Origin of the sequence: Bradyrhizobium sp. USDA 4541, assembly GCF_024171085.1 — a bacterium.
GTDB lineage: Bacteria > Pseudomonadota > Alphaproteobacteria > Rhizobiales > Xanthobacteraceae > Bradyrhizobium > Bradyrhizobium australafricanum.
Map to the genome: position 1 here is coordinate 2102383 of NZ_JALJZF010000001.1, position 22563 is coordinate 2124945.

At 65.6% G+C, this 22563-nt stretch carries 23 protein-coding genes and 1 pseudogene; 3 read left to right on the forward strand and 21 right to left on the reverse strand.

Annotated features, from left to right (window positions below; genetic code table 11):
* Together J2R80_RS09790 and J2R80_RS09795 are read right to left on the reverse strand one after the other, a co-directional pair.
* Complete coding sequence (locus J2R80_RS09790; protein WP_253638472.1) at positions 1-1986, reverse strand: conjugal transfer protein TraG; 1986 nt, start codon at positions 1984-1986, stop codon at positions 1-3.
* A 24-nt stretch (positions 1987-2010) separates the two neighbouring features.
* Positions 2011-3750 carry a VirD2 family relaxase/mobilization nuclease gene (locus J2R80_RS09795; protein WP_253638473.1) on the reverse strand — a complete coding sequence of 580 codons (1740 nt, stop codon included), beginning with the start codon at positions 3748-3750 and terminating at the stop codon, positions 2011-2013.
* Positions 3751-4004: 254 nt separating this feature from the next.
* On the opposite strand from J2R80_RS09795, the gene J2R80_RS09800 reads away from it, so the two are divergent.
* The 3 genes from J2R80_RS09800 to J2R80_RS09810 all read left to right on the forward strand — a co-directional run bounded on the left by J2R80_RS09800 (position 4005) and on the right by J2R80_RS09810 (position 6853).
* Entirely contained in the window at positions 4005-4901 is an 897-nt protein-coding gene (locus J2R80_RS09800) for a transposase (protein ID WP_253638474.1), read from the forward strand.
* A complete protein-coding gene (gene tnpB / locus J2R80_RS09805; RefSeq protein ID WP_253638475.1) occupies positions 4898-5251 on the forward strand; it encodes an IS66 family insertion sequence element accessory protein TnpB in 354 nt (117 codons plus the stop codon). Before J2R80_RS09800 ends, tnpB begins: the two co-directional genes overlap by 4 nt.
* A 72-nt stretch (positions 5252-5323) precedes the next feature.
* Positions 5324-6853, forward strand: a complete 1530-nt coding sequence (locus tag J2R80_RS09810; protein ID WP_253638476.1) for an IS66 family transposase — start codon at positions 5324-5326, stop codon at positions 6851-6853.
* A 107-nt stretch (positions 6854-6960) separates the two neighbouring features.
* On the opposite strand, the gene J2R80_RS09815 is transcribed toward J2R80_RS09810, so the two are convergent.
* The 19 genes and pseudogenes from J2R80_RS09815 to J2R80_RS09905 form a co-directional block, all read right to left on the reverse strand.
* Positions 6961-7734, reverse strand: coding sequence for a lytic transglycosylase domain-containing protein (locus tag J2R80_RS09815; protein ID WP_253638477.1), 774 nt, complete (start codon positions 7732-7734; stop codon positions 6961-6963).
* 3 nt (positions 7735-7737) lie between these two features.
* Positions 7738-8085: a DUF736 domain-containing protein gene (locus J2R80_RS09820; RefSeq protein ID WP_253638478.1), complete on the reverse strand. Its 348-nt coding sequence runs from the start codon at positions 8083-8085 to the stop codon at positions 7738-7740.
* 70 nt (positions 8086-8155) lie between these two features.
* A complete protein-coding gene (locus J2R80_RS09825; protein WP_253638479.1) occupies positions 8156-8701 on the reverse strand; it encodes a S26 family signal peptidase in 546 nt (181 codons plus the stop codon).
* Entirely contained in the window at positions 8698-9219 is a 522-nt protein-coding gene (locus J2R80_RS09830) for a DUF2840 domain-containing protein (protein ID WP_253638480.1), read from the reverse strand. The genes J2R80_RS09825 and J2R80_RS09830 overlap by 4 nt, the downstream gene beginning before the upstream one ends.
* The gene (locus tag J2R80_RS09835) at positions 9216-9470 is read right to left on the reverse strand and encodes a hypothetical protein (RefSeq protein WP_253638481.1); all 255 of its coding nucleotides are present in this window, start codon (positions 9468-9470) and stop codon (positions 9216-9218) included. The genes J2R80_RS09830 and J2R80_RS09835 overlap by 4 nt, the downstream gene beginning before the upstream one ends.
* Positions 9467-10105, reverse strand: coding sequence for a ParA family partition ATPase (parA, locus tag J2R80_RS09840; protein ID WP_253638482.1), 639 nt, complete (start codon positions 10103-10105; stop codon positions 9467-9469). The genes J2R80_RS09835 and parA overlap by 4 nt, the downstream gene beginning before the upstream one ends.
* On the reverse strand, positions 10102-11262 hold the full coding sequence (locus J2R80_RS09845) for a replication initiator protein A (protein WP_253638483.1): 1161 nt from the start codon (positions 11260-11262) through the stop codon (positions 10102-10104). The genes parA and J2R80_RS09845 overlap by 4 nt, the downstream gene beginning before the upstream one ends.
* Positions 11263-11280: 18 nt before the next feature.
* Positions 11281-11562, reverse strand: a complete 282-nt coding sequence (locus J2R80_RS09850; RefSeq protein ID WP_006022608.1) for an AlpA family transcriptional regulator — start codon at positions 11560-11562, stop codon at positions 11281-11283.
* 139 nt (positions 11563-11701) lie between these two features.
* Positions 11702-12268 carry a DUF2285 domain-containing protein gene (locus tag J2R80_RS09855; RefSeq protein ID WP_253638484.1) on the reverse strand — a complete coding sequence of 189 codons (567 nt, stop codon included), beginning with the start codon at positions 12266-12268 and terminating at the stop codon, positions 11702-11704.
* A 22-nt stretch (positions 12269-12290) separates the two neighbouring features.
* Positions 12291-12476: pseudogene (locus tag J2R80_RS43250) on the reverse strand (transcriptional regulator domain-containing protein); the annotation flags it as partial.
* A 111-nt stretch (positions 12477-12587) separates the two neighbouring features.
* Positions 12588-12842 carry a DNA -binding domain-containing protein gene (locus tag J2R80_RS09865; protein WP_375162570.1) on the reverse strand — a complete coding sequence of 85 codons (255 nt, stop codon included), beginning with the start codon at positions 12840-12842 and terminating at the stop codon, positions 12588-12590.
* Positions 12843-12955: 113 nt separating this feature from the next.
* The gene (locus tag J2R80_RS09870; RefSeq protein WP_253638486.1) at positions 12956-13228 is read right to left on the reverse strand and encodes a hypothetical protein; all 273 of its coding nucleotides are present in this window, start codon (positions 13226-13228) and stop codon (positions 12956-12958) included.
* A 169-nt stretch (positions 13229-13397) separates the two neighbouring features.
* Positions 13398-13721 (reverse strand): DUF736 domain-containing protein, encoded by a 324-nt coding sequence (locus J2R80_RS09875; protein ID WP_253638487.1) that lies wholly within the window; start codon positions 13719-13721, stop codon positions 13398-13400.
* A 588-nt stretch (positions 13722-14309) separates the two neighbouring features.
* Positions 14310-14750 (reverse strand): hypothetical protein, encoded by a 441-nt coding sequence (locus J2R80_RS09880; protein WP_253638488.1) that lies wholly within the window; start codon positions 14748-14750, stop codon positions 14310-14312.
* A gap of 142 nt (positions 14751-14892) precedes the next feature.
* Positions 14893-15060, reverse strand: coding sequence for a hypothetical protein (locus J2R80_RS09885; protein ID WP_253638489.1), 168 nt, complete (start codon positions 15058-15060; stop codon positions 14893-14895).
* 219 nt (positions 15061-15279) lie between these two features.
* Positions 15280-15891 carry a hypothetical protein gene (locus J2R80_RS09890; protein ID WP_253638490.1) on the reverse strand — a complete coding sequence of 204 codons (612 nt, stop codon included), beginning with the start codon at positions 15889-15891 and terminating at the stop codon, positions 15280-15282.
* Positions 15892-15961: 70 nt separating this feature from the next.
* Positions 15962-16885 carry a DUF2493 domain-containing protein gene (locus J2R80_RS09895; protein WP_253638491.1) on the reverse strand — a complete coding sequence of 308 codons (924 nt, stop codon included), beginning with the start codon at positions 16883-16885 and terminating at the stop codon, positions 15962-15964.
* Positions 16886-17199: 314 nt separating this feature from the next.
* Positions 17200-18240: a toprim domain-containing protein gene (locus J2R80_RS09900; protein WP_253638492.1), complete on the reverse strand. Its 1041-nt coding sequence runs from the start codon at positions 18238-18240 to the stop codon at positions 17200-17202.
* Positions 18240-22541: a strawberry notch-like NTP hydrolase domain-containing protein gene (locus J2R80_RS09905; RefSeq protein ID WP_253638493.1), complete on the reverse strand. Its 4302-nt coding sequence runs from the start codon at positions 22539-22541 to the stop codon at positions 18240-18242. Before J2R80_RS09905 ends, J2R80_RS09900 begins: the two co-directional genes overlap by 1 nt.
* Positions 22542-22563: the final 22 nt, after the last annotated feature.

Below are 22563 nucleotides of genomic sequence, written 5' to 3' on the forward strand. Positions count from 1 at the left end.
TCACAGCTCCATGCCGTCGCCGGGATCGAGCGACACCTGCCGTGCGACACCCTGCATCAACCGGTTCATCCGGCTGTTGTGGGCGGCGTCATCCTCGGCCTCGTCGGCGAGGCCGATCTCGAACTCATTCTCGATCGGCGCCTTCTTCTCGACCGGCGTCACGCGGCTCAATTCGGGCTGCTGGCGCCGCTCGGATTCGGTCGGATCTTCGTCGCCCGTCTCCGCCCCAGGCTTCGCTTCGGCGATCACAAGCCGAGCCGGCAGCGGGAGCGCGGTCCAATCGTCAGCACGACCCTGTTTCGGTTGCGCGAGCGCAGGCGGCGGCAGGATGCGCTCTTTGAAGCGGGCGTCCTCATAGTAGCGCGCCTTCTTCGCGCGGATCGGTGGCGTGCCCGCGACCATGACGATCTCGTCGGTCGGCGGGAGCTGCATGATCTCGCCGGGTGTGAGCAACTGGCGGGCCGTCTCCGAGCGCGAGACCATGAGGTGCCCGAGCCAGGGCGAGAGCCGATGTCCGGCATAGTTCCGCATCGCCTTCATCTCGGTCGCGGTGCCGAGCGCGTCTGACACGCGCTTGGCAGTGCGTTCGTCGTTGGTGGCGAAGCTGACGCGCACATGGCAGTTGTCGAGGATCGAATTGTTCGCGCCGTAGGCTTTTTCGATCTGGTTGAGGCTCTGGGCGATCAGGAAGCTCTTGAGGCCATAGCCCGCCATGAAGGCCAGCGCGGACTCGAAGAAGTCGAGCCGTCCCAACGCCGGAAACTCGTCCAGCATCAGCAGCAGCCGATGGCGGCCGGCTTTCGCCTGCAGATCCTCCGTCAGGCGGCGGCCGACCTGATTGAGGATCAATCGGATCAGCGGTTTGGTGCGATTGATGTCGGAGGGCGGCACGACTAGGTAGAGCGTGGTCGGATGCTTGCCGCCAACGATATCCGTGATGCGCCAATCGCAGCGCCGCGTCACCTCGGCGACGACGGGATCACGGTAGAGGCCGAGGAACGACATGGCGGTGCTCAGCACGCCCGATCGCTCATTGTCGCTCTTATTGAGCAGCTCGCGCGCCGCGCTAGCGATGACGGGATGCGGGCCGGCTTCACCGAGATGTGCCGTCTTCATCATCGCCGCGAGGGTGGACTCGATCGGGCGCTTCGGGTCCGACAGAAATGCCGCGACGCCGGCGAGCGTCTTGTCCGCTTCGGCATAGAGGACATGGAGGATGGCGCCGACCAGCAGCGCGTGGCTGGTCTTTTCCCAGTGGTTGCGCTTCTCCAATGAGCCTTCGGGATCAACCAGGATGTCGGCGATGTTCTGCACGTCGCGGACTTCCCATTCGCCGCGGCGCACCTCGAGCAGCGGGTTGTAGGCGGACGACTTGACGTTGGTCGGATCGAACAGCAGCACGCGGCCATGCTTGGCGCGGAAGCCGGCGGTGAGGGTCCAGTTCTCCCCCTTGATGTCGTGGACGATGGCCGAGCCCGGCCAGGTCAATAGCGACGGCACCACCAGTCCGACGCCCTTGCCGCTGCGGGTCGGCGCGAAGCACAGCACATGCTCCGGCCCGTCGTGGCGGAGGTAGTCGCGATCATATCGGCCGAGCACGACGCCATCGGCGCCGAGCAGACCGGCGGCCTGCACCTCCTGCCGTTCGGCCCATCGCGCCGAGCCATAGGTCTCCACCTTCTTGGCCTCGCGCGCCCGCCAGACCGACATGCCGATGGCGACCGCGATCGAGATGAAGCCGCCCGACGCCGCGATGTAGGCGCCCTCGACAAAGATCGCCGGCGCATAGGCATCGAAGCCGTACCACCACCAGAAAAAAGAGGGCGGCAGATAGAAGGGAAACCCGAGCAGCCGGAACCAGGGTTGCCCCAGCTCGGGCTGGAAGGCGAGCCGCCAGGCGACCCACTCGGTCGCGCCCCAGGTCGTGATGAGCACGATGGCGAAGACGGTGAGGATCTGGCCCCAGAGAATTTTCGTAGCGGACATAGCGATGGGTCTTTCTGCGAGGGATCAGAGGCCGAGGCCGCGCTTGCGGCCGAAGCTCCAGTCAATGCCGCCGTCATCGCGGGCGACGCCGGAGACGTGCTTGCCGAGCTGCTTTTCGAGGGAGGGCGTCCACGGCACGAGCTGGAAGCCGAGGCCGTCGTCCAACATGGCGAACCGCCCCGATGCGAGCGTGAAGCGCTGGCGGTAGGACCCGGCGACATATTCGCCGCTGGCCGCGCGATTGAACGGCTGGCCGGTCTCGGTGGCGAGCTTCTCGCCAAGCGCCTCCAACTCGCGGCGACGCAGCGTGTCGATCAGGTTGCGTGTGAAGGTGACGCGCTGGCCATGACGCTCGCCGAAGCCCTGTCCGACCAGATGATCGGCCCGGCGCTCCAAGGCTTGCCGAACCTCGGCGCCGAACCCGCCCTCGGACAGGGCAGCCGGCTCGCGGGCGATATTCTGCCGGTCGAGCCAGGTCGCGCCTGACGCCGTGATCTGGCTGTCGATATCGAGATCAGAGCGCACGGCGATCGCGACGCGCCGCTGCCCTTGCGTGTCGTCGAACCTGCGCAGCTCGACGATCGAGCCCGGTGCGCTGTCGCCGGCCGCATCGAGGTCGGGCAGCTTGATGTGATGCGTCCGGCCATCGACACCATCGACCACGGCATAGGCCGTGCCCTTCAGCTCGTCGTCGAGGCCGCGATCGACCAGCCGGCCGATGATCGGCGTGTCGAGACTTTCGGCGGCCAGCACATAGCTGGACGAACCGCGCTCGATACCGCGCTCGGTCAGCGCGCGGTGCATCCGCTTGATGATGTCGCCGCGTTCGCCGAGCTCGCGCAGCGTCGCCTCGGCCCTGCCGTCGATCATCCATTGGCCGGGACCGACCTGCTCGGCGAGGCCAAGGGTTTCCAACTTGCGAAGCCGTCCAACCTTCAGGGCGTGATATTCGTCAGGCCGGGTATTTGGATCGAGCGCCATGTCGATGACGCCTCCGTCGCGGCCGTCGCGAACAAGCTGCCGATCGAGCTGGGTCCAGCGCTCCACCTCGATCTGGCGCTCCAGATTGCGGCAGATGTCGAGATCGGTGCGCGGCCCCAATTCCTGCGTGACGAGATCGGCGGCGCGGGCGCGCATGCCTTCCTTGATGTAGTCGCGCGCGATGACGAGGTCCTGCCCGACATCAGCGCGGCCGCGCAGGATGATGTGGACGTGCGGGTTGTCGGTGTTCCAGTGATCGACCGCGGCCCAATCGAGCTTGGTGCCGAGATCCTTTTCCATCTGGCCCATCAGATCGCGGGCGAAGGATTTGAGGTCCGCCATGTCGACGGCGTCTTCGGGCGAGACGATGAAGCGGAAATGATGCCGGTCTTCCTGGCATCGCTCGGCGAAGCCGCGACCATCGACGTCATCGGTCTCCGGCCCGAACAGCCGGGCCTTCTCCCCGTCACGGGTGACGCCCTCGCGGCGCAGATAGCTCAGATGGGCGGCAAGCGGCGCGGCGCGCGCGTGATGGCGAACGAGCCTGGTCTTGATGACGACGATGCGCGAGCGGCCCGTCAGCAGACGATTGGCGCGCACGCTCGCCGTGCGGCCGCGCCCGAAGGTCGAGCGGTTGCCGGAACTGATCCGGCCGGTGCGAGAGATACGCGCGCCGGCCTTCTGCGCGGCGGCGAGCGCCTGCGCGATGAAGGGTCGGGCGCGTTGCGCGCTGGATGAGCGGATGCGACCAGGCCGGATGCGGAAATCGTCCTCGCCGCTCATGGCTGAGAGCCCGCACATCGCGTCAAGCGCATGAAATCGCGGAGGAACAGGCGTCGCCGCGAGGTGCGCGGAAATCCCGCACCTCGCGAAAGCAGGCCATAACCTATTGAAACAGCACAACCGACCGACGCCGCACCTCGCGGCTTTTTATCTCGCCATCGTCCGGTCGTGTGTAAGCGTGCCCCGCTTGCACGCTCTTTCCCTCGTGCAATATCGCAGCATGTCGGGTTCCTTCGCAGTAAGGAGGATCTGCGATGAATTTGAGACATTACGGGAACAAGGCACGCCAGTATTACTGGCTGATTCACATCGATGCCTGGCGCCGCAGCGGTGTGACCAGGACGGAATATTGTCGTAAGCATCGCCTGACGAAAGGCACGTTCGACCGCTGGCTCGAGTACCTTCTTGGCGCGGACGCTGCTCGTAAACATGCGGAATATCAGGCACAATTGCGCCGTGAGAAGAGATTGGCTGAGCGCGAGAAGCGCCGGAGGAACGGCGTCCGGCGGCACTACGCCGTCAGCACGGATACCCGCAACAGGGCGCTCCAGGCGTTCTGGGCGATGCATGTCGAGGCGATGAACTGGAGCGGCATGAGCATCCGCGACTACGCCGGCTCGCTGCATTTGTCGCCGCATACGCTGCGCCGATGGTGCCTTCTGCTGGAGAGCGGCGAGGTGGAAATCGACTGGCGGGCGCATCTTCATCCCTCCGCCAGGCCGGTCGTTAGTGCTATCACTAACGGCCGGGCTCCCAGAAACGACTTGACGGAAGCGCCAAGCGGTGAGCCGACGACACGCGCGCGGCCAGTCCGCCGCTTCTTCAGCGACGAACAGAAGCGCGCCATCGCCCTCGAAAGCGACCAACCCGGCCTCACTGTGTCGAGTGTGGCCCGCAAGCATGGGATCGCTACTGGGCTGCTGTTCCGCTGGCGAACGGAATGCGGCGTGCCGCAGAAGAAGCGCGCCCGGCTCGCATCCGTCACACAGGCTGATGGCACGCTGGCGACGCTTTCCCTGCGCGACCTCGTGCAGCCGCCCGCCGACATGATGGCGGTCGATCTTGCCGATGGGCGGCGAGCCTTCGTGCCGGTCGGCAGCAATCCCGATGTCGTTAGGGCGCAGGGCGAGCGTGGAGAGTTTGCATCATGATGATGGTCCCGGCCGGCGTGAAAGTGCATTTGGCTTTGGGCTACACCGACATGCGCAAGGGCCTCGATGGGCTTGCCATGTTGGTGCAGGAAACACTGAAGCAGGATCCGTTCTCGGGCCACCTGTTCGCCTTCCGAGGCAGGAAAGCCTCGATGCTGAAGATCCTGTTCTGGGATGGGAACGGGTTGTGCCTGTTCACCAAACGGCTCGATCAGGGCAGCTTCGCCTGGCCGGTGATGGCCGGCTTCGATGGCTCGATCACGCTGACGCCGGCGCAGCTTGCCATGCTGATCGAAGGCATCGACTGGCGCGCACCCGAACGGGTGTGGAAGCCTGCTCTGGCAGGCTGAGAACCCACCGCCAAACAGTGCGTAAATGCCCGGAATCCTTGGGGTTTGGGGCACTTCATGATAGAGTCGGTCATGTTGATCGACCTCGACAATCTGCCTTCTAATGTCGACCTCCTGCACCAACTCGTGCGCGAGATGGCCGGTGTCGTCGAGCGCCGCGACGGCGAGATCGAGCGCTTGCAATCGATCATCAAGAAGCTTCAGCGGGGGCAGTTCGGCCGCCGTTCCGAGCGTCTCGACGCCGACCAACTGGCACTCGCTCTGGAAGATCTCGACAGCGACATTGCCCGCATCCGCGAGAGCCATCCTGCTGCCGCGAGGAGACCTTCCGATCAGCCCTCCCGTCGCAAATCCTTGCCCGATCATCTGCCGCGCAAGGACATGCGGATCGATCTCGACAGTACCGTCTGCGCGGACTGTGGCGGCGCGTTGCATGCAATCGGCGAAAGCGCCAGCGAGATGCTGGACTGGATTCCCGCACAGCTTCGCGTCATCCGCACCGTCCGTCCCAAATATGCCTGCCGGACCTGCGAGACGGTGGCGCAAGCGCCCGCGCCGGAGCGGCTGATCGCCGGCGGCATGGCGACGCCGGCGCTGATTGCCCATGTGCTGGTGAGCAAATATTGCGACCACACGCCGCTCTACCGGCAGTCGCAGATCTTCGCCCGGCACGGCGTCGAGCTGGCGCGCTCCACGCTCGCCGGGTGGGTCGGCGGCGCCTGCTGGTGGCTCGAAGCCCTGCACGAAAGGCTGTGCCGCAACGTGTTCGCCTCCGACAATCTGTTCGCCGACGACACGTCGATCCCGGTGCTCGATCCTGGCCGTGGCCGCACCAAGACCGGCAGGCTTTGGGTCTATGCTCGTGAGCAACGGGCCTGGTCCGGGCCTGAGCCACCGGCCGCGGTCTATCTGTACGCTCCCGATCGCAGGGCCGAACGCCCCGTATCGCATCTCCAGCACTTCAAGGGCGTGCTGCATGTCGATGGCTATGCCGGCTTCGAGCAGCTCACCGCCAAGGGCGAGATCGTATTGGCCGCCTGCTGGGCCCATACGCGGCGCAACTTTTACGATGTGTCGCAAACCACGGGATCGCCGGTGGCGGACGAGGCTTTGCGCCGGATCGGCATGATCTATGCTGTGGAAGCGCAGGTCCGCGGCCAATCTCCGCCCTACCGGCTGGCGACCCGCCGGAGCCGATCCCAGCCTCTGGTCGACGAACTGCATGCCTGGATGGGCGCACAGCTCAAGCGCATCCCTGGCCGCAGCACACTCGCCGATGCGATCCGCTACGCGCTGTCGCGTTGGGAAGGGCTGACGCGCTTCCTCCACGATGGCCGCATCGAGCTCGACACCAATCCGGTTGAGCGGGCAATCCGCCCCGTGAAGCTCGGCCGCAAAAACCATCTGTTTGCCGGCAGCGATGCCGGTGGCGAGCGCTGGGCGATCCTGTGCTCGCTGATCGAGACCGCAAAGCTCAACGACGTCGAGCCCTATGCCTATCTCGCCGATATCCTCCAGCGCATGGTCGACGGTCACCCCGTCAACCGGCTCGACGAACTGTTCCCCTGGGCGTGGAAGGCTGCAAATCCTGTCAATAGATAGGACCATGTGCCGGCGCCGGACGCTTACGGTCGTGTTGCTTGCCTCCACCCTCCACGCACGCAGTGATACGCTTGAGCCCGCTATCGTGCGATCGGGAACCGGGCCGCTCATGGCGCATTCCTTCCGCCCGAGCGCGGCACAAACAGCCCGCCCGATTGCGGTTCGATGGCGGAAACGTCGCGCACGGATGATGTCGTCATCACGGCATCGGAAGTGCGCTCACCCGGTACGGGATCGGCGCCTGGTCTGCGGTCCGGCTGCGCGATGAACAGCGGCGCGCGTGTCCAGGCGAGCGGGTCGACAGCCGCGACCACGATGGGCCTGGCCGCATCGCCACCGTCCACCGAAGGTGCGACCACGGCGACATAGGCGCGCGTTTCCGCGGGCAGCGCGCGGCCCTTCAGCGAGTCCTCGTAACGACCAGGACCGGCATTGTAGGCCGCGATCCAGCCGGGCGATCCGTAGCGATCGAACAGCTCGCGGATGTAGCCGGCGCCGGCGATGATGTTGTCATGCGGATCATAAGGATCAGCGCCGAGACGGTGGCGAAGGCGCAAGCCCGCCCAGGTCGGCGGCATGATCTGCATCAGGCCCATCGCGCCCTTCGGCGAAAGCGCGCGCGGATCGCTGGCGCTCTCGGCACGCATCACCGCCCTGATCCATGCGATCGGAACGCCGAAGCGCCGCGAAGCCTCGGCGATATGATCGCCATAGGTATCGCGTGGCGACGGTTGAGCGGCGCCCAAGTCCTGCGCCATCGTGATCGCCGGCATGATGCTCGCGAGGCTAAGGCCGGAGAGGAGGAGGAGAGCCATGCGCCGGGCAGCGCAGCGCGGCCCGGACGCAATCGAACGGCTCGTCGATTGACGAGAGCCAAGCATCGCTCAGTCCTTCTCGCCGCGATCGCGTGGACGCGACCAATGCAGCGACCAGGCCGAGCCGCCATCGTCGTCGCGGAACATGTTGGCGCGGATCGGGTGCGGGAATGTCGGATCGTCGATCAGCAGCGCGACGTATTCGCCGGCCTTCTCTCCGGAGCGTTTCCATCCGGCGCCGATCTCCGCGCCCGGCTCATTGTTCATGCCGTCGAAGACATGCACGCGATACTGCGGTGCGTTCTCAACCTCGGTCGGTTCGGCTGCGATGATTATGACGTCCTGGTTCAAAACCAGCGTCGTCAGATGCCCGACGAAGCCGGTCTCGTCATGCGTGAATTCGCCAATCTGGGGCATGTCAGTCTCCTTCGCGGTGGGGATTGGGACAGCCATCGGCGAGCACCGCTCCCGCCGAATGGGAAGGCGGTCAGCGTGTCGGCGCACGCCATTCGAAGCGGCCGGTGCCGTCTTCATCGGTCCACAGCGGGACGGCACGGCCGATGATCTGGTCGGTCGAGATCAGGCCGAAGTAGCGGCCGTCGAGGCTGTCGCGGACCTGCCAGTTCATGAGGAAGACTTCGCCAGTCTGGACCCGGCGGCAGCCTTGCCAGACGGGAAGATCGCGGCCTGTGCGATCGCGCTCCAGTGCCGCACCGACCTCCACACCATCGACGGTGATAGTGAGGTTCGAACGGCAAACGGTCTGCCCGGAGACGGCGAGGATGCGCTTCATCAGCGGCACGCCCTTGGGCAGGTAGCCGCGCTCGGCGAGGAATGTCGCGAGCGGCTCGGGCGCATCGACCGCAACGAGATCGGTAACGTCGAACGGCCCGTCGAAGTCGATCGAATAGAAGCCGATGGGCGCGCTCGCCGATGCGTTCCAGATCAGCTTGATGGGCATCGGCGTGAGGCCGGGATAGCCGACGCTGAGCGCGGCGAGCGTCGTCGCCAGGAGAAGTCCGGCGCGGCTCACGACTCGGCCTTTCGGCGCAGCAGGAATGCGCGATGATGGTCGAGCGTGTAGGTGCGCGGCTCGTGTCCGGCAGCGAGCCGGTTGTGGACGTGACGCCAATGATCGGGCGAAACCGCTTCGGGATCGATGCCGATGCGCTCGATGGCGTCGATCGCCTGCAGCACGCGCTCGACCCTGGGCCAGCTCTCGACCTTCAGCAGGATTTTGCCGCCAGGACGAACGAAAGGCAGCGTCTGGTACGTCTCGCCGCGCGCAACCGAGCGCACGACGTCGATGCGCGAGATGATCGTTCCGAAGTCATTCGAGGCCCAGCGCACGAAGGCGAAGACCGCGCCGGGGCGAAAAGACAGGACACGCCGACGGCGATCGAGAATCTGTTCGTGGGCGTGCGTGCCGAAGCGGATCCAGTTCTCGATCTTCTTCTCGACCCAGGTCAGTTCGACATGGGTGAGATTGTCATGGTGGCGTGCGGTCGGCGTCGGGCCGCCGCGCGCGCGGGGAGCCGCGGCGCCGGTCATGAGGGCTCTCCTTCGATGGGTGGGAATTCGCGCGCGAGCATCTCGCGCAGCATGTCGGCAACGGTGACGCCGCGCCGGAAGGCAGCGATCTTGATCCGTCCACGCAAGGCGGGCGTGACGTCAATCGTCATGCGGGCGGTGAAGGCTTCACCGTCCGCCGCGCGCGCCGCGGGGGCATCGGCGGCCTTGATCCAGGCTTCTTGATTGGTCGGACGTGCCGCAAAGCCGCGCCGTTCGGATCGCTCGCTCATGGCGCGATCCTTTCGAGCTCGGTGACGAGCGCCGCGATCTCGCGCGCGGCGGGTCCGTCGTCGTCGATCTCGAAAGCGAGCCGGCCCGATTGCGCGGCGTCGGCGTAGATGACGCGCTGTCCGATCGCCGTGCGCAGCACTGGCGGATCGTGGTCGGCGAGCGTCTCGGCCGTCTCGCGGGCGATCACGGTGCGCGCGCCGCAGCGATTGAGGACGAAGCGAGCGCGAAGCTCCGGCCGATAGATGCGCGCCTCCGACAGGAGCGCCAGCATCTCGGCCGAGGCCCAACCATCGAGCGGCGACGGCTGCACGGGGATCAGCACGAGGTCGGCGGCGAGCAGCGCGGATCGCATCAGCCCGGCGACGCGCGGCGGCCCGTCGATCACCACATGATCGACATCGCGCGCCAGCTCGGGCGCCTCACGGTGGAGCGTGTCGCGCGCCAGGCCGACGACGCCGAACAGGCGCGGCGCGTGCTCGCGGGCGCGTTGCTGCGACCAGTCGAGCGCCGAACCCTGGGGGTCCGCATCGACGAGCGTGACCCGCTTTCCCCTACCGGCCCATTCGCCGGCTAGGTGAAGCGCCAGCGTCGTCTTGCCGACGCCGCCCTTCTGGTTGAGGAGGGCCACGATCATCGACGGCCTCCCGGGCGTGGACCGAAGGGAAGCTGCGGAGCGCCGGAGGTCCCGTTTCTCGCCGCGTCAGCGTTGGTAAGAGCGGTGCTGCTGGTGCGCCGTTTGCCAGCGGCGCTTAGCGCGCTCGCGGCCTGCCGGACGAGGTTTTCCACCTCGCGCGCGCGCTCTTCAAAGTTAGATTCTCTGTTAGATTCTAAGTTAGCGACGCGATTTTCGGTTCTGCTGTCGTGGGTTAGGCCGTGTTTTGGTTCCCGTTGGCACGAGAGGTCGGTTCCTGATGGCACGCGCTTTCGGGTTCCCGATGGCACGAAGCCTTTCACAGCTTTTCCACAAGGCGGCGTCCGCTCGAAAGCGAGCAACGTTCGGCCGCCGGCCTCGATCTCGAGGAACAGCGTGTAGCCGGGAAGCGGCTGGCGACGGATGATGTCGCGCAGCTCGAAGGCGAAGCGTTTGAACGGCGACAACGCGCCGGACTTCTGGTGGAGGTGGCGAAAGTCGAATCGCCAGCCATTGCGCTGGCGCCCGCCGTGCTTGCGCACCAGGCGATAGAGCCAGCGATCGAGCCCGCCTGTGAGATCGAAATAGGCCCGGTCGATCGTCAGCACGAGCGCATCGTCGAGAACGGCCTGATAAAACCAGTCCGGGACGATCATCTCGATCCCATCCGGCTTGCCGTAGCGATCGGTGCGCTCCTTCCACTCGTTGATCCACGAGAAGCGGTGGCGCCGGCCTTCGGTGGGCTGCCGGATCGAGGTGCTGACTGTCGTCGATTGCAGACGATCGAGCGCGGCCTTCAAGCGCTGATAGTCGCGTAAGGACGTGCCGCGGCCGATGAATTTGAGAATTTCATAGGGCGTGGCGACCATCAGGCGCGACGTGCGCAGGCCGGCCTCACGCGCCTCGACGATCTGGCTCGCCGCCCAGATCAGGATGTCGGCGTCCCAAATGGTCGCCATGCCGTGATCGGGCACGGCCTCGACGCGGATCGACACATTGCCGGCGGCGAAGTCGATCGGCGCGACGCGGTGCGATTTGGAGAGGGAGAAAAACGGATAGGCCATGAGATCCTGCGCGTCTCGTGCTGCGAACTCGCCGGGGAGCGTACGGAACAGATCGAGCTGCCCGCGCTCCGAGAGGGACTGGTGTCGCGCCGCCATTCGGGAATCCGGGGGCGATCAGCGCGCGTATCGTCCGGCATGTGCCGGCGGCGCAGGCGTATGGCGCTTGGCCGGAAGCACGCTGCCGCGCGGATCGGAGGTGGAGGTGACGGCGCCGCGCTCGGCCCAGGCCTCAAGATCGTCGACCGCATAGACGACGCGACCGCCGAGCTTGCGATAGGCCGGACCCGTTCCGTAAGTCCGATGCTTTTCGAGGGTGCGGGCCGATAGGCTGAGGAATTCGGCGGCTTCCTTGGTGCGCAGGTAGCGCGGCGGGAGAACGGCGAGATCAGGTCGCATGGGAGGGCCTCCGTGGGTTCGTTGGGGCCGCCGGGAAGCGGCGGGTAACGAAGGCCACGTTGGCGAAGCAGGGCCGGCGAGATGCAGGGCGAATTCAGGGGGGCCTAAATTCGCCCACCAAGAGTCGGATGGAGATCGGCTAAAATTGCCGCCGATGACGAAGCAGCGTGCGATACCCACCCACCATCATCGCGCGGGCATCTCGAAGCAGGGCTTTGGTGGCGTGGCGGGCGGAAGATGCCTGCCAGTCGTCGCGACTAAGAGAGCCGATCCGAAATACGACCTGCGCAATCTCTTGCTGGGTCGCGCCCGCGCGATGACCGTCGAAGGCCTGCAGCATCCGGCACAGCCGCGCCCGTTGCTGCCGTGTCAGTCGGGTGTCGGGCGGTATCGCGCGACCATTAAGGGCAGCGAGCAAGCGGGCGACGGATTCGAGCCGGTCGAAGCCTTCCAGGCCGAGCGGGATGAAGGCGCCGAGAGGTTTGGCGGGGCGCGTCGCGGAGGGATGAACAAGCGCTACGCGCTGACCGTTTCCGAGATCGAAAACCAGAAAGGTCTCGCCGCCAGCGTCGATGCCGGCGGCGGCGTCGATCATCGGTTGGAGGGCAGCGCTTGCGGATGGAATATCCGGAGGTGCGCCAAGAACGATGGCGCTTGTGTCTTCCTGGGGAAGCCAGATCACCTGCGCTTCGGGAGGTGCCTGCATCGGGTCTATGGGGAAATCGTAACCCCCACCGCTGCTCGATCCTGTCGGTCAGCGTGCGCAGATCACTTTCGGTATCGCCGAGCGCTTGAAAATCCCTATCGTAGGATTCGTTGCGACGTAGCCATTCCCACGCGACGTCGGACGCGGCCATGTCGGCGACATGCGCATAGCGCTCCGGTGAGCGCCAGCCGGAAGCATCTGGTGTCATCGCGATCCTCCCTAGTCTTTGAATTTGTGGGAGGGGCAGGATTCCCGGCCGGGTTGTTCAGTGGAAGTCAGTGGGCCGGCAAAGGGTGGTGCCGAAACGGCATCACGGCGATCACTGTGCGGAGCGGACCAAGTCTCGATAGCCGTGCTCAGTCATCCACCGCGCGCGGGCGAGATGTGTGTCGTGGACCTGGCGGCACCGTTGCGGCTCACGTGCCGGATCGAGGCCAAAGAGGATCTGGACAGCTTCGCGCCAATCAGCTCCGTCGCGCGAGGAATCCAGCAGGCGCAGATAGAGAACCATATGCTCGCGGTCATAGGCCGTGAGGGTCTGGCTGATCGGGGGCGCGTTGAGAAACGGCGGCATCGCGGATTCCATCAGGCGACTATATTCGCGCGGAAAGCATTCGTTAACACTTGTGCCCGGCGTTGCTGTGACAAGGTGAAATGGACAGTGTGCGCCACGCGATCACCGCGCCACTAACGCATCGTTGGTCGGTCGTCCCGCTCATGGAGCAGCAGCACTCCTTCGCCATTGTCGGTGGAAAGCACGACGATACCGGCTGTTTCAAGCGCTCTTCGCACCTGATCTCGCGTCGACTCGTACACCTCCAGCCCGTTATCGGACTCGAGGCGCCTGAGCGCCGTCAGCGATGTGCGGGCCTTGTCAGCGAGCGTCTCCGGGGTCCACCCTAACAACGCGCGTGCGGCCCGCGATTGTCGGGGTGGCGATCGTGCATGATCACCTCCCACCGACGGCCGCGCGCTTGCCGGAATCAGTACTATAGTCGTCGTTCTTGGCGCCCGTTGCGAGGAAATTCGACTTTGAAGGGGCTGCCCAGCCCAAAGCTCGCCATCAGAGGTGATTCGCGCGTGAGCAATGGGAAGGCCCCGGCCTGTTCGGCCGGGGCCTTGCTCGAGCTCAGTCGCCGCGGCGGGTTGGGCGAGACCAGATCAGCGAGTGGGTGTCGCCGTCCTCGTCGTCGAAGAGGTTGGCGTAGATAGGGGCGTTGAAGCTCGGATCGTCGAGCTTGAGGCCCAGATAGTCGCGGCCCTCGTTGGAGCGCTTGGACCAGGCGGCGCCGATTTCCGCGCGGCCGACCAGAACCCGGTGGCTTGGGGCGTTCTCGCCGGTGGCGCGCTGGTCGGGGACGATGCGCACGCTCTTGGCCTGGACGCTGAGGGTGACGATTTCGCCGGTGAACTCGTTCGAGCCGGTCTTCTTGAAGGTGCCGATGGTCGCCATTGTAAGTCTCCGTTTTTCGTTTTCGGGACCGCTCCATTGCGGCCTCGATGGCGATCGACAGGCCGGAGGCGACCGACGCCGCATCGCTTGCGACCGGAGCACAGCGGAGGACGGCGTAGGAACGACTTTGTTGCTTCGCGAGGAATGACGGCCTTGGCCGGCAGGGGAAGAAAGTCGGGACGCGTCGTTGCGGCATAGACGGTCGAGGCGCAGCCGTCCTTCGGTCAGATCAGGCCATTGAAGAGGTCGTTTGGGGCGGTCTGGGGACGATCAGATACGGGCGGTCATGGCGCTCCGTCCGCAACCGGCAGGAGGCCGGATTGATGCTCACGGAAAACGGCGTTCCCCCTGTGCAGGTGAGGTTCGAGCTTTCGTCTCCCGGCCCGCCAACGGCGAGAACCACTCGACTTCGGTGTTGATCCGTTCCGAGCAAAGAGGGGCTTAGTTGAATGCAGGCGAGCTCAGCGGGGGCGTCGCGGCGGCGGGCCTCAGTTTGATCCGGGTGACGCAGCTCTATCTCCAACCGCCCAACGACAAGGTCATTGAACACCCTGATCCGGTCCTGCTCCCGACGGCTCCATAATGACGTCAGGCTTGTGCAATGCCTTGGCTGGACGGGCCACTGGCCGCCATGCCTGCGACGCGCGCGAACGCCGTGACGCCGACCGCCGCTGCACCGATGACGGAGAACACGAGCTGCCAAGTCTCGGACGGCATGGTGTGTTTCACGATGCCATGCGTGGCGTGGTAGCCGGCGGTCGCCGCGGGCGCGACGAATGCGAGGGCAATCAACAGGCGCGCCCAGAGCGGGCGGACAATTCCGAGCAGGACCTGCCCCACGCCGAGCGTGAGTCCCGCGCTGACCATCCCGACAAGGATCGCGCCCAGCCAGCCAGCGCCAGATTGATAAGCCAAAGTGCCGACGGTCACACCGGCAAAAAATGGCAGCGCGAAGACGGCGAGCGTAAAAAGCAACCAGCACAAGACGCCGATGGCTGCGAAGGACAGGACGATGCCGAGGATAATCATGGTGGTGTCTCCGAAAGAGCAAAATCTGACGGTCGCGCCTTCCACCACCACCACGGCGCACTCGGGAGCATAGCAAAAGCTGCGCTCCGGCGGGAGCGGAAACCGCAGGGGTCTCCGCGTCGTCTGGAGGGGAGGCGCGCCGTCATGGCGCGAAGGGATCGACCTCGTGGACGATCTCCGAGACGTCGCCGTCGTATTCGTTCGCGGGTGTCACCGCGAGAGTGCCGTCGCCGGCGCGGAAGATCACGATGGCGACCATCAGGGTGGCGGCGAGGCTGAAGGCAAAGGCGTGTGCATCGTTGAGGGACATCGATCCGGCTCCTGTTTGAGCGGAGGACCATCCCCCGCTGACAGGCGCCCGATGTGTTCGGCCGATGGCCGCAATCACCGCGCTGGCAGCGCCGGCGCGGCGGCACGCTATGCGTAGTCCGACCCCTTGCGGGTTGATGGCGTCAGGCCATTGGCTGGACCAAGGATCAGCGCAGACAAGCGGGGGTGGTGCTCGGCCGAATGAGCCGAATGACCCCCTCTAACCGGGAAGCACCTGGCTTTGTCTCGGCGGCGCGTTCGCAATGAAGTCCCGGTAGGCATAGTTGATGAGGTCGCGGACCAGTTCGAGGAGGCCGCCCACCGGCAGGCCGTCGAAAGGATCGCCGTGCGCCATGGAATTGCGGCGCTGGCTCAGGCTCGGTTCGGCATCGCCGGTGATGAAGCCGATTGCCGTTCCTCCGGTGCGAATGATCATTGGGATATGGGCGTCGGTCAGGCCATCCGCCTCAGCCATGTGTTTGAGGAGAGTAGCAAAGGACCGCTTCTTCTTCGGAATCTGGCTGCCGTAGCGGTCCATCAGTGTCAGTTCCAGCGCGATCAGCGCGGCAAGTTCGCCGGCCTTCAGCACGCCGACGTCGATCCAGCCCATTAGATAGAGCGTCTGCGCTCTCGCGAATTTGGCCCGAACGATGTCGGGTATTCGATCGTCAATGCCGAGGCTGATGATGAAGTCTCGCCAAGTCTCTGCGTCGTCGAATTGCAGAAATCCACCCGGCAGACCGGGCGACGGCCAAGGGATGACGAGCGGGGCAGGCCGTGCCGGAAGATCGATGTCGAGATTCAGAAATGCCTCCGATCTGGATATGCTCATCCTATCGATGTTGGTGTTGTCGCGGCCAGAATACCCGCGTCGCGGTATTTTTGCGATGCTGTGGCGGCGCTTACGCGCCGCCGAATTTCCACACCGGGATGCCGAGCTTCTTGGCCTTATCGGCGAGGTTGTCGTTGATGCCCGTGCCGGGGAAGTGCATCACGCCCTTCGGCACGATGTCGAGCATCTCGTCGTTGCGCTTGAAGGGTGCTGCGCGACCGTGCTTGGTCCAGTCGGGTGCGAAGCCGATCTGTGGGACGTTGCGGTTTTTCGCCCAGAGCGACGCGATCTTCTCGGCACCCTTCGGGGATTTGCCGTGAACCAGCACCATGTCCCTGTGCTTCTCATGCACCTGATCGAGCTTCGCCCAAATCAGCCGGTGGTCATTGAAATCCAGTCCGCCGGTGATGACGATCTTCGGTCCCGGTGGAAGGAGCACTTCCTGCTCGGCACGCTTCTTGGCCATCAGGAAGTCGCGGCTGTCGATCATCGCCGAGGTGAGGTTGCGATGGTTGACCTTTGAGCCGGTGCGGGGAAGCCAGGGTTTGCCGATCTGGCGTTCGTAGTGTTCGGCGGCCTGGTCGCGCATCAGCTCGAAGGCGTTCTGCCGTTCGATGAGCGTCTTGCCCTCGGCGATCTGGTTCTCGAGTTCGACCGATTTCACCTCGCTGCCGTCCTGCTGCCGCTGCGAGCGCTTCTGCGCCTGCTCGTTGTCGTCGAGTTCGCGGGCGATCCGCTCGGCGGCGCGGTGGAACACGTTGACGGTCGACCAGAGTAGATCGTCGAGGTCGGGTTCGAGGCGAGTGTCCTCCAGGGTCGAGATCAGGGCGTCGAAGATGTCCGCGACTGCGCCTGCGACTTGATTGCCGTCGGGCAAGAGACGCTGGTCGGGCTCGTCGGCGAAGGGGCGGTAGCCGTGGAGCTGCAGTTCGTTGAGGACGTGATCCGTGGGTGACGATTCGTGGTGGGGTTCGTAGTCGTCATGCTCGCGCATGGTTTGCTCCTTTGGCTGGACCGCGACCGTCGCGGCCTTCATGGCGACGGAGCCCACGGGCGGAGCGGACCTGCACCCGGCGCCAAGCGCCGGGCCGGAGCGACAGCGGAGGATGCTGGAGGCCGACTATTTTGCTTGGCGATGGAAAGGCGCGGTACGCGCCGCCGGAAAATAGTCGGCCGTAGGCATTGCCTGTCCGAACCGCCTGTGGGCCGATCGCCCTCTCGAAGGCCGAGGCGCGGTCCTCTCCAAAGGATCGAGCATCCATGCGTGCATGATGGCGGCGCGAACGCCGCCACCGTTCAGCCCGTGATCTACGCCGGCAGCAGCATGAAGCGGGCGACGTCCTGCGGTGCGAGCTGCACCCGGATCTGCGCCATCAGCGTGTCACGGCCGAAGGTGCGGAGATTCTCGTTGAAGTCCCCGAGCACGGGGGACAGGGCAGTCGCCTCGATCCCGACCGCGTTCGCCCGTTCGATCAGCGTGTTCCGCGCACCGTCTCCGGCGCGATCATTGTCACGGACGATGTAGAGCCGGCGCAACGCGTCGTGGAAGTCGATGGCCGCGAGGTGAGCCGCGGAGAGTGCCGCCGCCGCCGATATGCCGGGCATGACCTCACGGGCGGAGAGCACGCTTTCGATGCCTTCACCTGCCGCCAGCACGTCGCCGGAGAGCCCGAAGCGGACCGCGTGCCCGAGAAGGTCGCCCACCGCTTTCCGCTGGATGTCGATCGGCGCCTTGCCGGAGCCGTCCGGGGCGAGCCAGGTCCGATGCGCGCCGGTGGCCTTGTCGGAGAGATCGGTGACGACGCCGATCATGGCCGGCCACGTCTCGGTCGGGCTGTGCTCGTCGGGCCGATAATAGCAGCGGGGATGGAACCGCAGGTTTCCGCATCCGTGCAAAGCCGTAATTCCGCGTCCGCGCAAATACGCTTCTACGAGCGTGCCGCCGATCGGCTGACACATGGCAACCAGCCGGCGTGCCGCCTCGGCAGACCCGGATGGTGCCGGCGTGCGAGCGTGCTGTTTCGGCTGTGGTTCGGGATCGCGATGCGGCAGGCTGAGGAACTGACGGGCCTCCTCTGCGACGTCGGCAAAGTCGATGAGTCCCAGCGATTCACGGATTACGTCGAGCAGATCACCATGTTCGCCCGTCGCGGCGTCGGTCCATTTGCCAGCCGGACCTTTCGGCGAATCCTTCAACCGCACGAACATCGAGCGGCCGGGCGTGTTGTGCACATCCCCAACCTGCCAGTAGGTGCCCTGGCGGCGGCCGTTGGAAAGATAGCGACGGCACACCGCCTCGGCCTGCCGGCCGAGACGAGATGCGAGATCGGAAGCGTCGCGACGGGCCATCACGCAGCCTCCCGCTCGCCGATGCGCGCCACCGGATAGGTGTCGAGCAGCTTGCCGAGCACCACCGGTCCCGAGGTGTCGATCGGCACGAAGAACCGCAGCGACCAGGAGATGATCTCGGTGAACAGGCCATAGGAGCGAAGGCGGTCGCGCATGGCCTCGGTGAAGCCGGAAAGCTCGATCCGGTTCGCGCCCATGACACGCGCGCGACGAAGCTGAAGGCCCTCGGCCAGGTCGAGGATCGTCCGCCCCTCGATCAGCGCGGCATAGGCATCGTCGGCGCCGAGGCTGACCGCATCGGTCGATGCCGCATTCGCGGCCCAGACGGGCGAAACGCGACGGCCGATGATGCGCTCGCCATCGTCGGTCTGGAGCCGGTAGACGCGGGTTGACTCGTTCGGCAGGCGTTTCCACACCGGCAGCAGCAGGCCAGCGACGATATGGATCGTGCTTTCGCTGAAGGCGGGCACGTCGCCGAGTTCGCGGGACCAGGCCGCCGCGAACGTATTCCGGTCGGCCTCCTGCCAATGGCTTTCCGCCATAGACTTGAAGGAAGCGTGGTGATGCTCCATCGGTCGGATGAGCCGAACACGGCGTTCGATCTCGCCATCGTCGAGCATGAGCGATAGTGCTGGAACCTGCACGGCGGCGCGCCCCGAGCGCTCGTTCACCAGCAGCTTCGCGCCGCGCTCGTCGAGCCAACCAAGGGCGTCGTCGAGCGACAGCGGCCGATTGCGCTCGCGCTGCGTGATGGTGAGCAACCGCGTTGCCGCGCCCGACGCCGGATGGGTGTAGATGACGGTGCGGTCGGTGACGATGAAGCTCTCCGCGGTCAGCGTTTCCAACCCAAGGTCATAGACGCCGCTGGCGATCGCGCCCGACACCTTTGCATCAACCAGTTGCTCGAACGCCGTGAACAGGATGCCCTGCAGCTCAATGGTGAGAGCGAGCAACCTGTTCAGGAATGTGGTGATCGGCGGCAGCTCGTCCTTGATGCCGTTGTCGTCCATTAGCTTGAGGCCGGTGGCAGTCTCGAAGCGTTGGAGCGAGCATCCGTCGATCTTGCCGCGCACGATCAGGAGATAGAGCTGGCGCAGCGCGTCGCGCGCGTAGCAGGATTCCAGATTGTCCTCGGGCCGGAACAGGCCCTGGCCGCCGGTCTGACGCTGCCCGCGCGTGATGGCGCCGAGCGTGTCGAGACGCCGTGCGATCGTGCTGAGAAAGCGCTTCTCCGCCTTTACGTCGGTTGCGATCGGGCGGAACAGCGGCGGTTGAGCCTGGTTGGTCCGGTTGGTGCGGCCGAGGCCTTGGATGGCGGCGTCGGCCTTCCAGCCGGGTTCGAGCAGGTAATGCACCCGGAGCCGCTGATTCTTCGCCGACAGCTCGGCGTGGTAGCTGCGGCCTGTTCCCCCGGCATCGCTGAAGACGAGAACGCGCTTCAGGTCGTCCATGAAGGCGGCCGTTTCGGCAAGATTCGCCGAAGGCGCGCGGTTCTCGACGGCCAGGCGGTCGCCCTTCCGGACGATCCGCCGCGAGCGGCCCGTCACCTCGGCCACCATGTCGGTGCCGAAGCGCTGGACGATCTGATCGAGGGCGCCGGGCACCGGCGGGAGCGACGCGAGGCGCTCGATCAGCCCGTCGCGACGGGCGACCGCTTCACGGCTCTCGACAGGCTGACCATCGCGATAGACTGGCCGCGACGACAGATTGCCCTCGCCATCCGTAAACGGCTCGTAGAGCTGCACCGGGAAGGAATGGGCGAGATAGTCGAGAACATATTCGCGCGGCGTGATGTCGACGCGAACGTCGCCCCATTCCTCGGTCGGGATCTCGGCCAGGCGCCGTTCCATCAGCGCTTCGCCGGTCGAGACGATCTGCACGACGGCGGCGTGTCCGGCCTCCAGATCGCGCTCAATCGAGCGGATCAGGGTCGGCGTTTTCATTGACGTCAGCAGATGGCCGAAGAAGCGCTGCTTCGCGGATTCGAATGCCGAGCGGGCGGCCGACTTTGCCTGCCGGTTCAACGTCCCGGTCGAGCCGGTGATGTTGGCGGCCTCCATCGCCGCGTCGAGGTGATTGTGGATGATGGCGAAGGCGCCGGCATAGGCATCGTAGATGCGGCGCTGTTCATCGGTCAGCGCGTGCTCGACCAGCTCGTATTCGACACCGTCATAGGAGAGCGAGCGGGCGATGTAGAGCCCGAGCGATCGCAGATCGCGGGCCAGCACCTCCATCGCCGCGACGCCACCATCTTCGATGGCTTCGACGAATTCCGCGCGGGTGGCGAAGGGGAAATCCTCGCCGCCCCAGAGGCCGAGCCGCTGGGCATATGCGAGATTGTGAACGGTGGTCGCGCCTGTGGCGGAGACATAGACGACGCGGGCGTTCGGAAGCGCGTGCTGAAGCCGGAGGCCAGCGCGACCTTGTTGCGAAGCGGAGACATCGCCCCGTTCTCCCTTTCCTCCCGCCGCATTGGCCATGGCATGGCTCTCGTCGAAAATGATCACTCCGTCGAAGTCGGAGCCCAACCATTCGACGATCTGCCGGACGCGCGAAACCTTCTCGCCGCGGTCGTCGGAGCGCAGCGTGGCGTAGGTTGCAAATAGGACACCTTCCGACAGCGTGATGGCTTTGCCCTGCGGGAAACGCGACAGCGGCGTGACCAGCAGGCGCTCCATGCCGAGCGCGGACCAATCGCGCTGTGCGTCTTCGATCAGCTTGTCGGACTTCGAGATCCAGACCGCCCTGCGGCGACCTTGGAGCCAGTTGTCGAGGATGATGCCGGCGGACTGGCGGCCTTTGCCGGCGCCGGTGCCATCGCCGAGCATGAAGCCGCGGCGGAAGCGAACAGTGCCGACGGCATCGGCGGTTGCGGCCTTTACGAGATCGAAGGTCTCATCGACCGTCCACGATCCGGTGAGATAGTCGCTGTGCGCCTCGCCGGCGTAGATCACCGTTTCGAGCTGGGCGTCTGACAGCATGCCGAAGATGTCGGCGGGGAGCATGGGCCGATAGCTCGGCTTCGGCGGCGCAACGCTCGCCATGGCGGCCGATTGCACGAGTTTGGTCGGGTGGGCCTGAGCGCCGGGAATGCGGATCGATTGCAATCCGTATTCCTCGTAGATCGCGTCGGTGAGGTGCGCGCCATCGGCGGGCGTCCAGTCGATCGTGCTGTACAGAAGTTCGACACCCTCGGGGTCGATCACGGGCGCGGGTCGAACGGCGGCCGAGCACGCGAGATAGCCGCGCACCGTTTTCGGAGCTGCTATCGAGGGGATCGTCGGCGCAGTGCGCAGCGTGACCGGGAGACGCGGCGGAATGCCCCGCGCGATCCAGTCGAGCAGCGTCGCGACGTTGGGCGCCATCCCCGTCGATGCCGGCAGCGCGGACGGATCGGCGGCGGGCACCTTGTCGATGACGGTCAGGCGCGTCGGGAATGTGGTGCCGTGCTTGGCGTAAACCGAGCCGGCAATCGCCGCGCTGAAGACGATGGTGCCCCGTTCCTGCAGGCGCGCGAATGCGTCACGCCAATCCGGCATGTCCGGCCCGACATTGGCGCCGGTGATCGCCACAAGCCGGCCGCCAGGCGCGAGCCGGTTCAAGGTCGAGGCGAGATGGCGGAGACCGGCGTCGGCAACGCGGCCAGACACATTGGCCATTGTCGAGAACGGCGGGTTCATCAGCACGACGGAGGGGATGGCGGCCGCGTCGAGATGATCGTCGATCTGCGCGGCGTCGAAGCGCGTGACCGCGATCGCCGGAAAGAGGGCGGAGAGGAGATCTGCGCGGGTTTCGGCGAGCTCGTTGAGGATCAGCGAGCCGCCAGCCGTCGACGCCAGAATGGCGAGCAGGCCTGTCCCTGCGGACGGTTCCAGTACGACGTCATCCGGCGAGATGGCGCCGGCGGCTACGCAGGCCAAGGCCAGCGGGATCGGCGTCGAGAACTGCTGGAGCGCCTGGCTCTCCTCCGAGCGACGGGTATGGGTCGGCAGAAGCCCGGCGACTTTCGACAAGGTGGAAAGCCGCGCTGCCGGAGATGCGGATTTACGGAAAAGCGTCCGTCCGTATTTCCGCAGGAACAGGACGGTGGCGACTTCGCAGGCCTCGTAGGCAGTTTTCCAATTCCATGCGCCGGCCGAATCGGAGGCGAAGAATGCGGCCTCCATCGCGGCGCGCAGCATCGATGTTTCGATGCGCTCGCCGCGTTCGAGGTGCGAGAGCAGGCCCTGGGCGGCCGACAAGACGGCGGGAACATAGGTGACGGGCGCGGCCGGAGCGGCCACGGGCAACAACACGGTCATCGGGAGATCCTGAGGAGAGCGG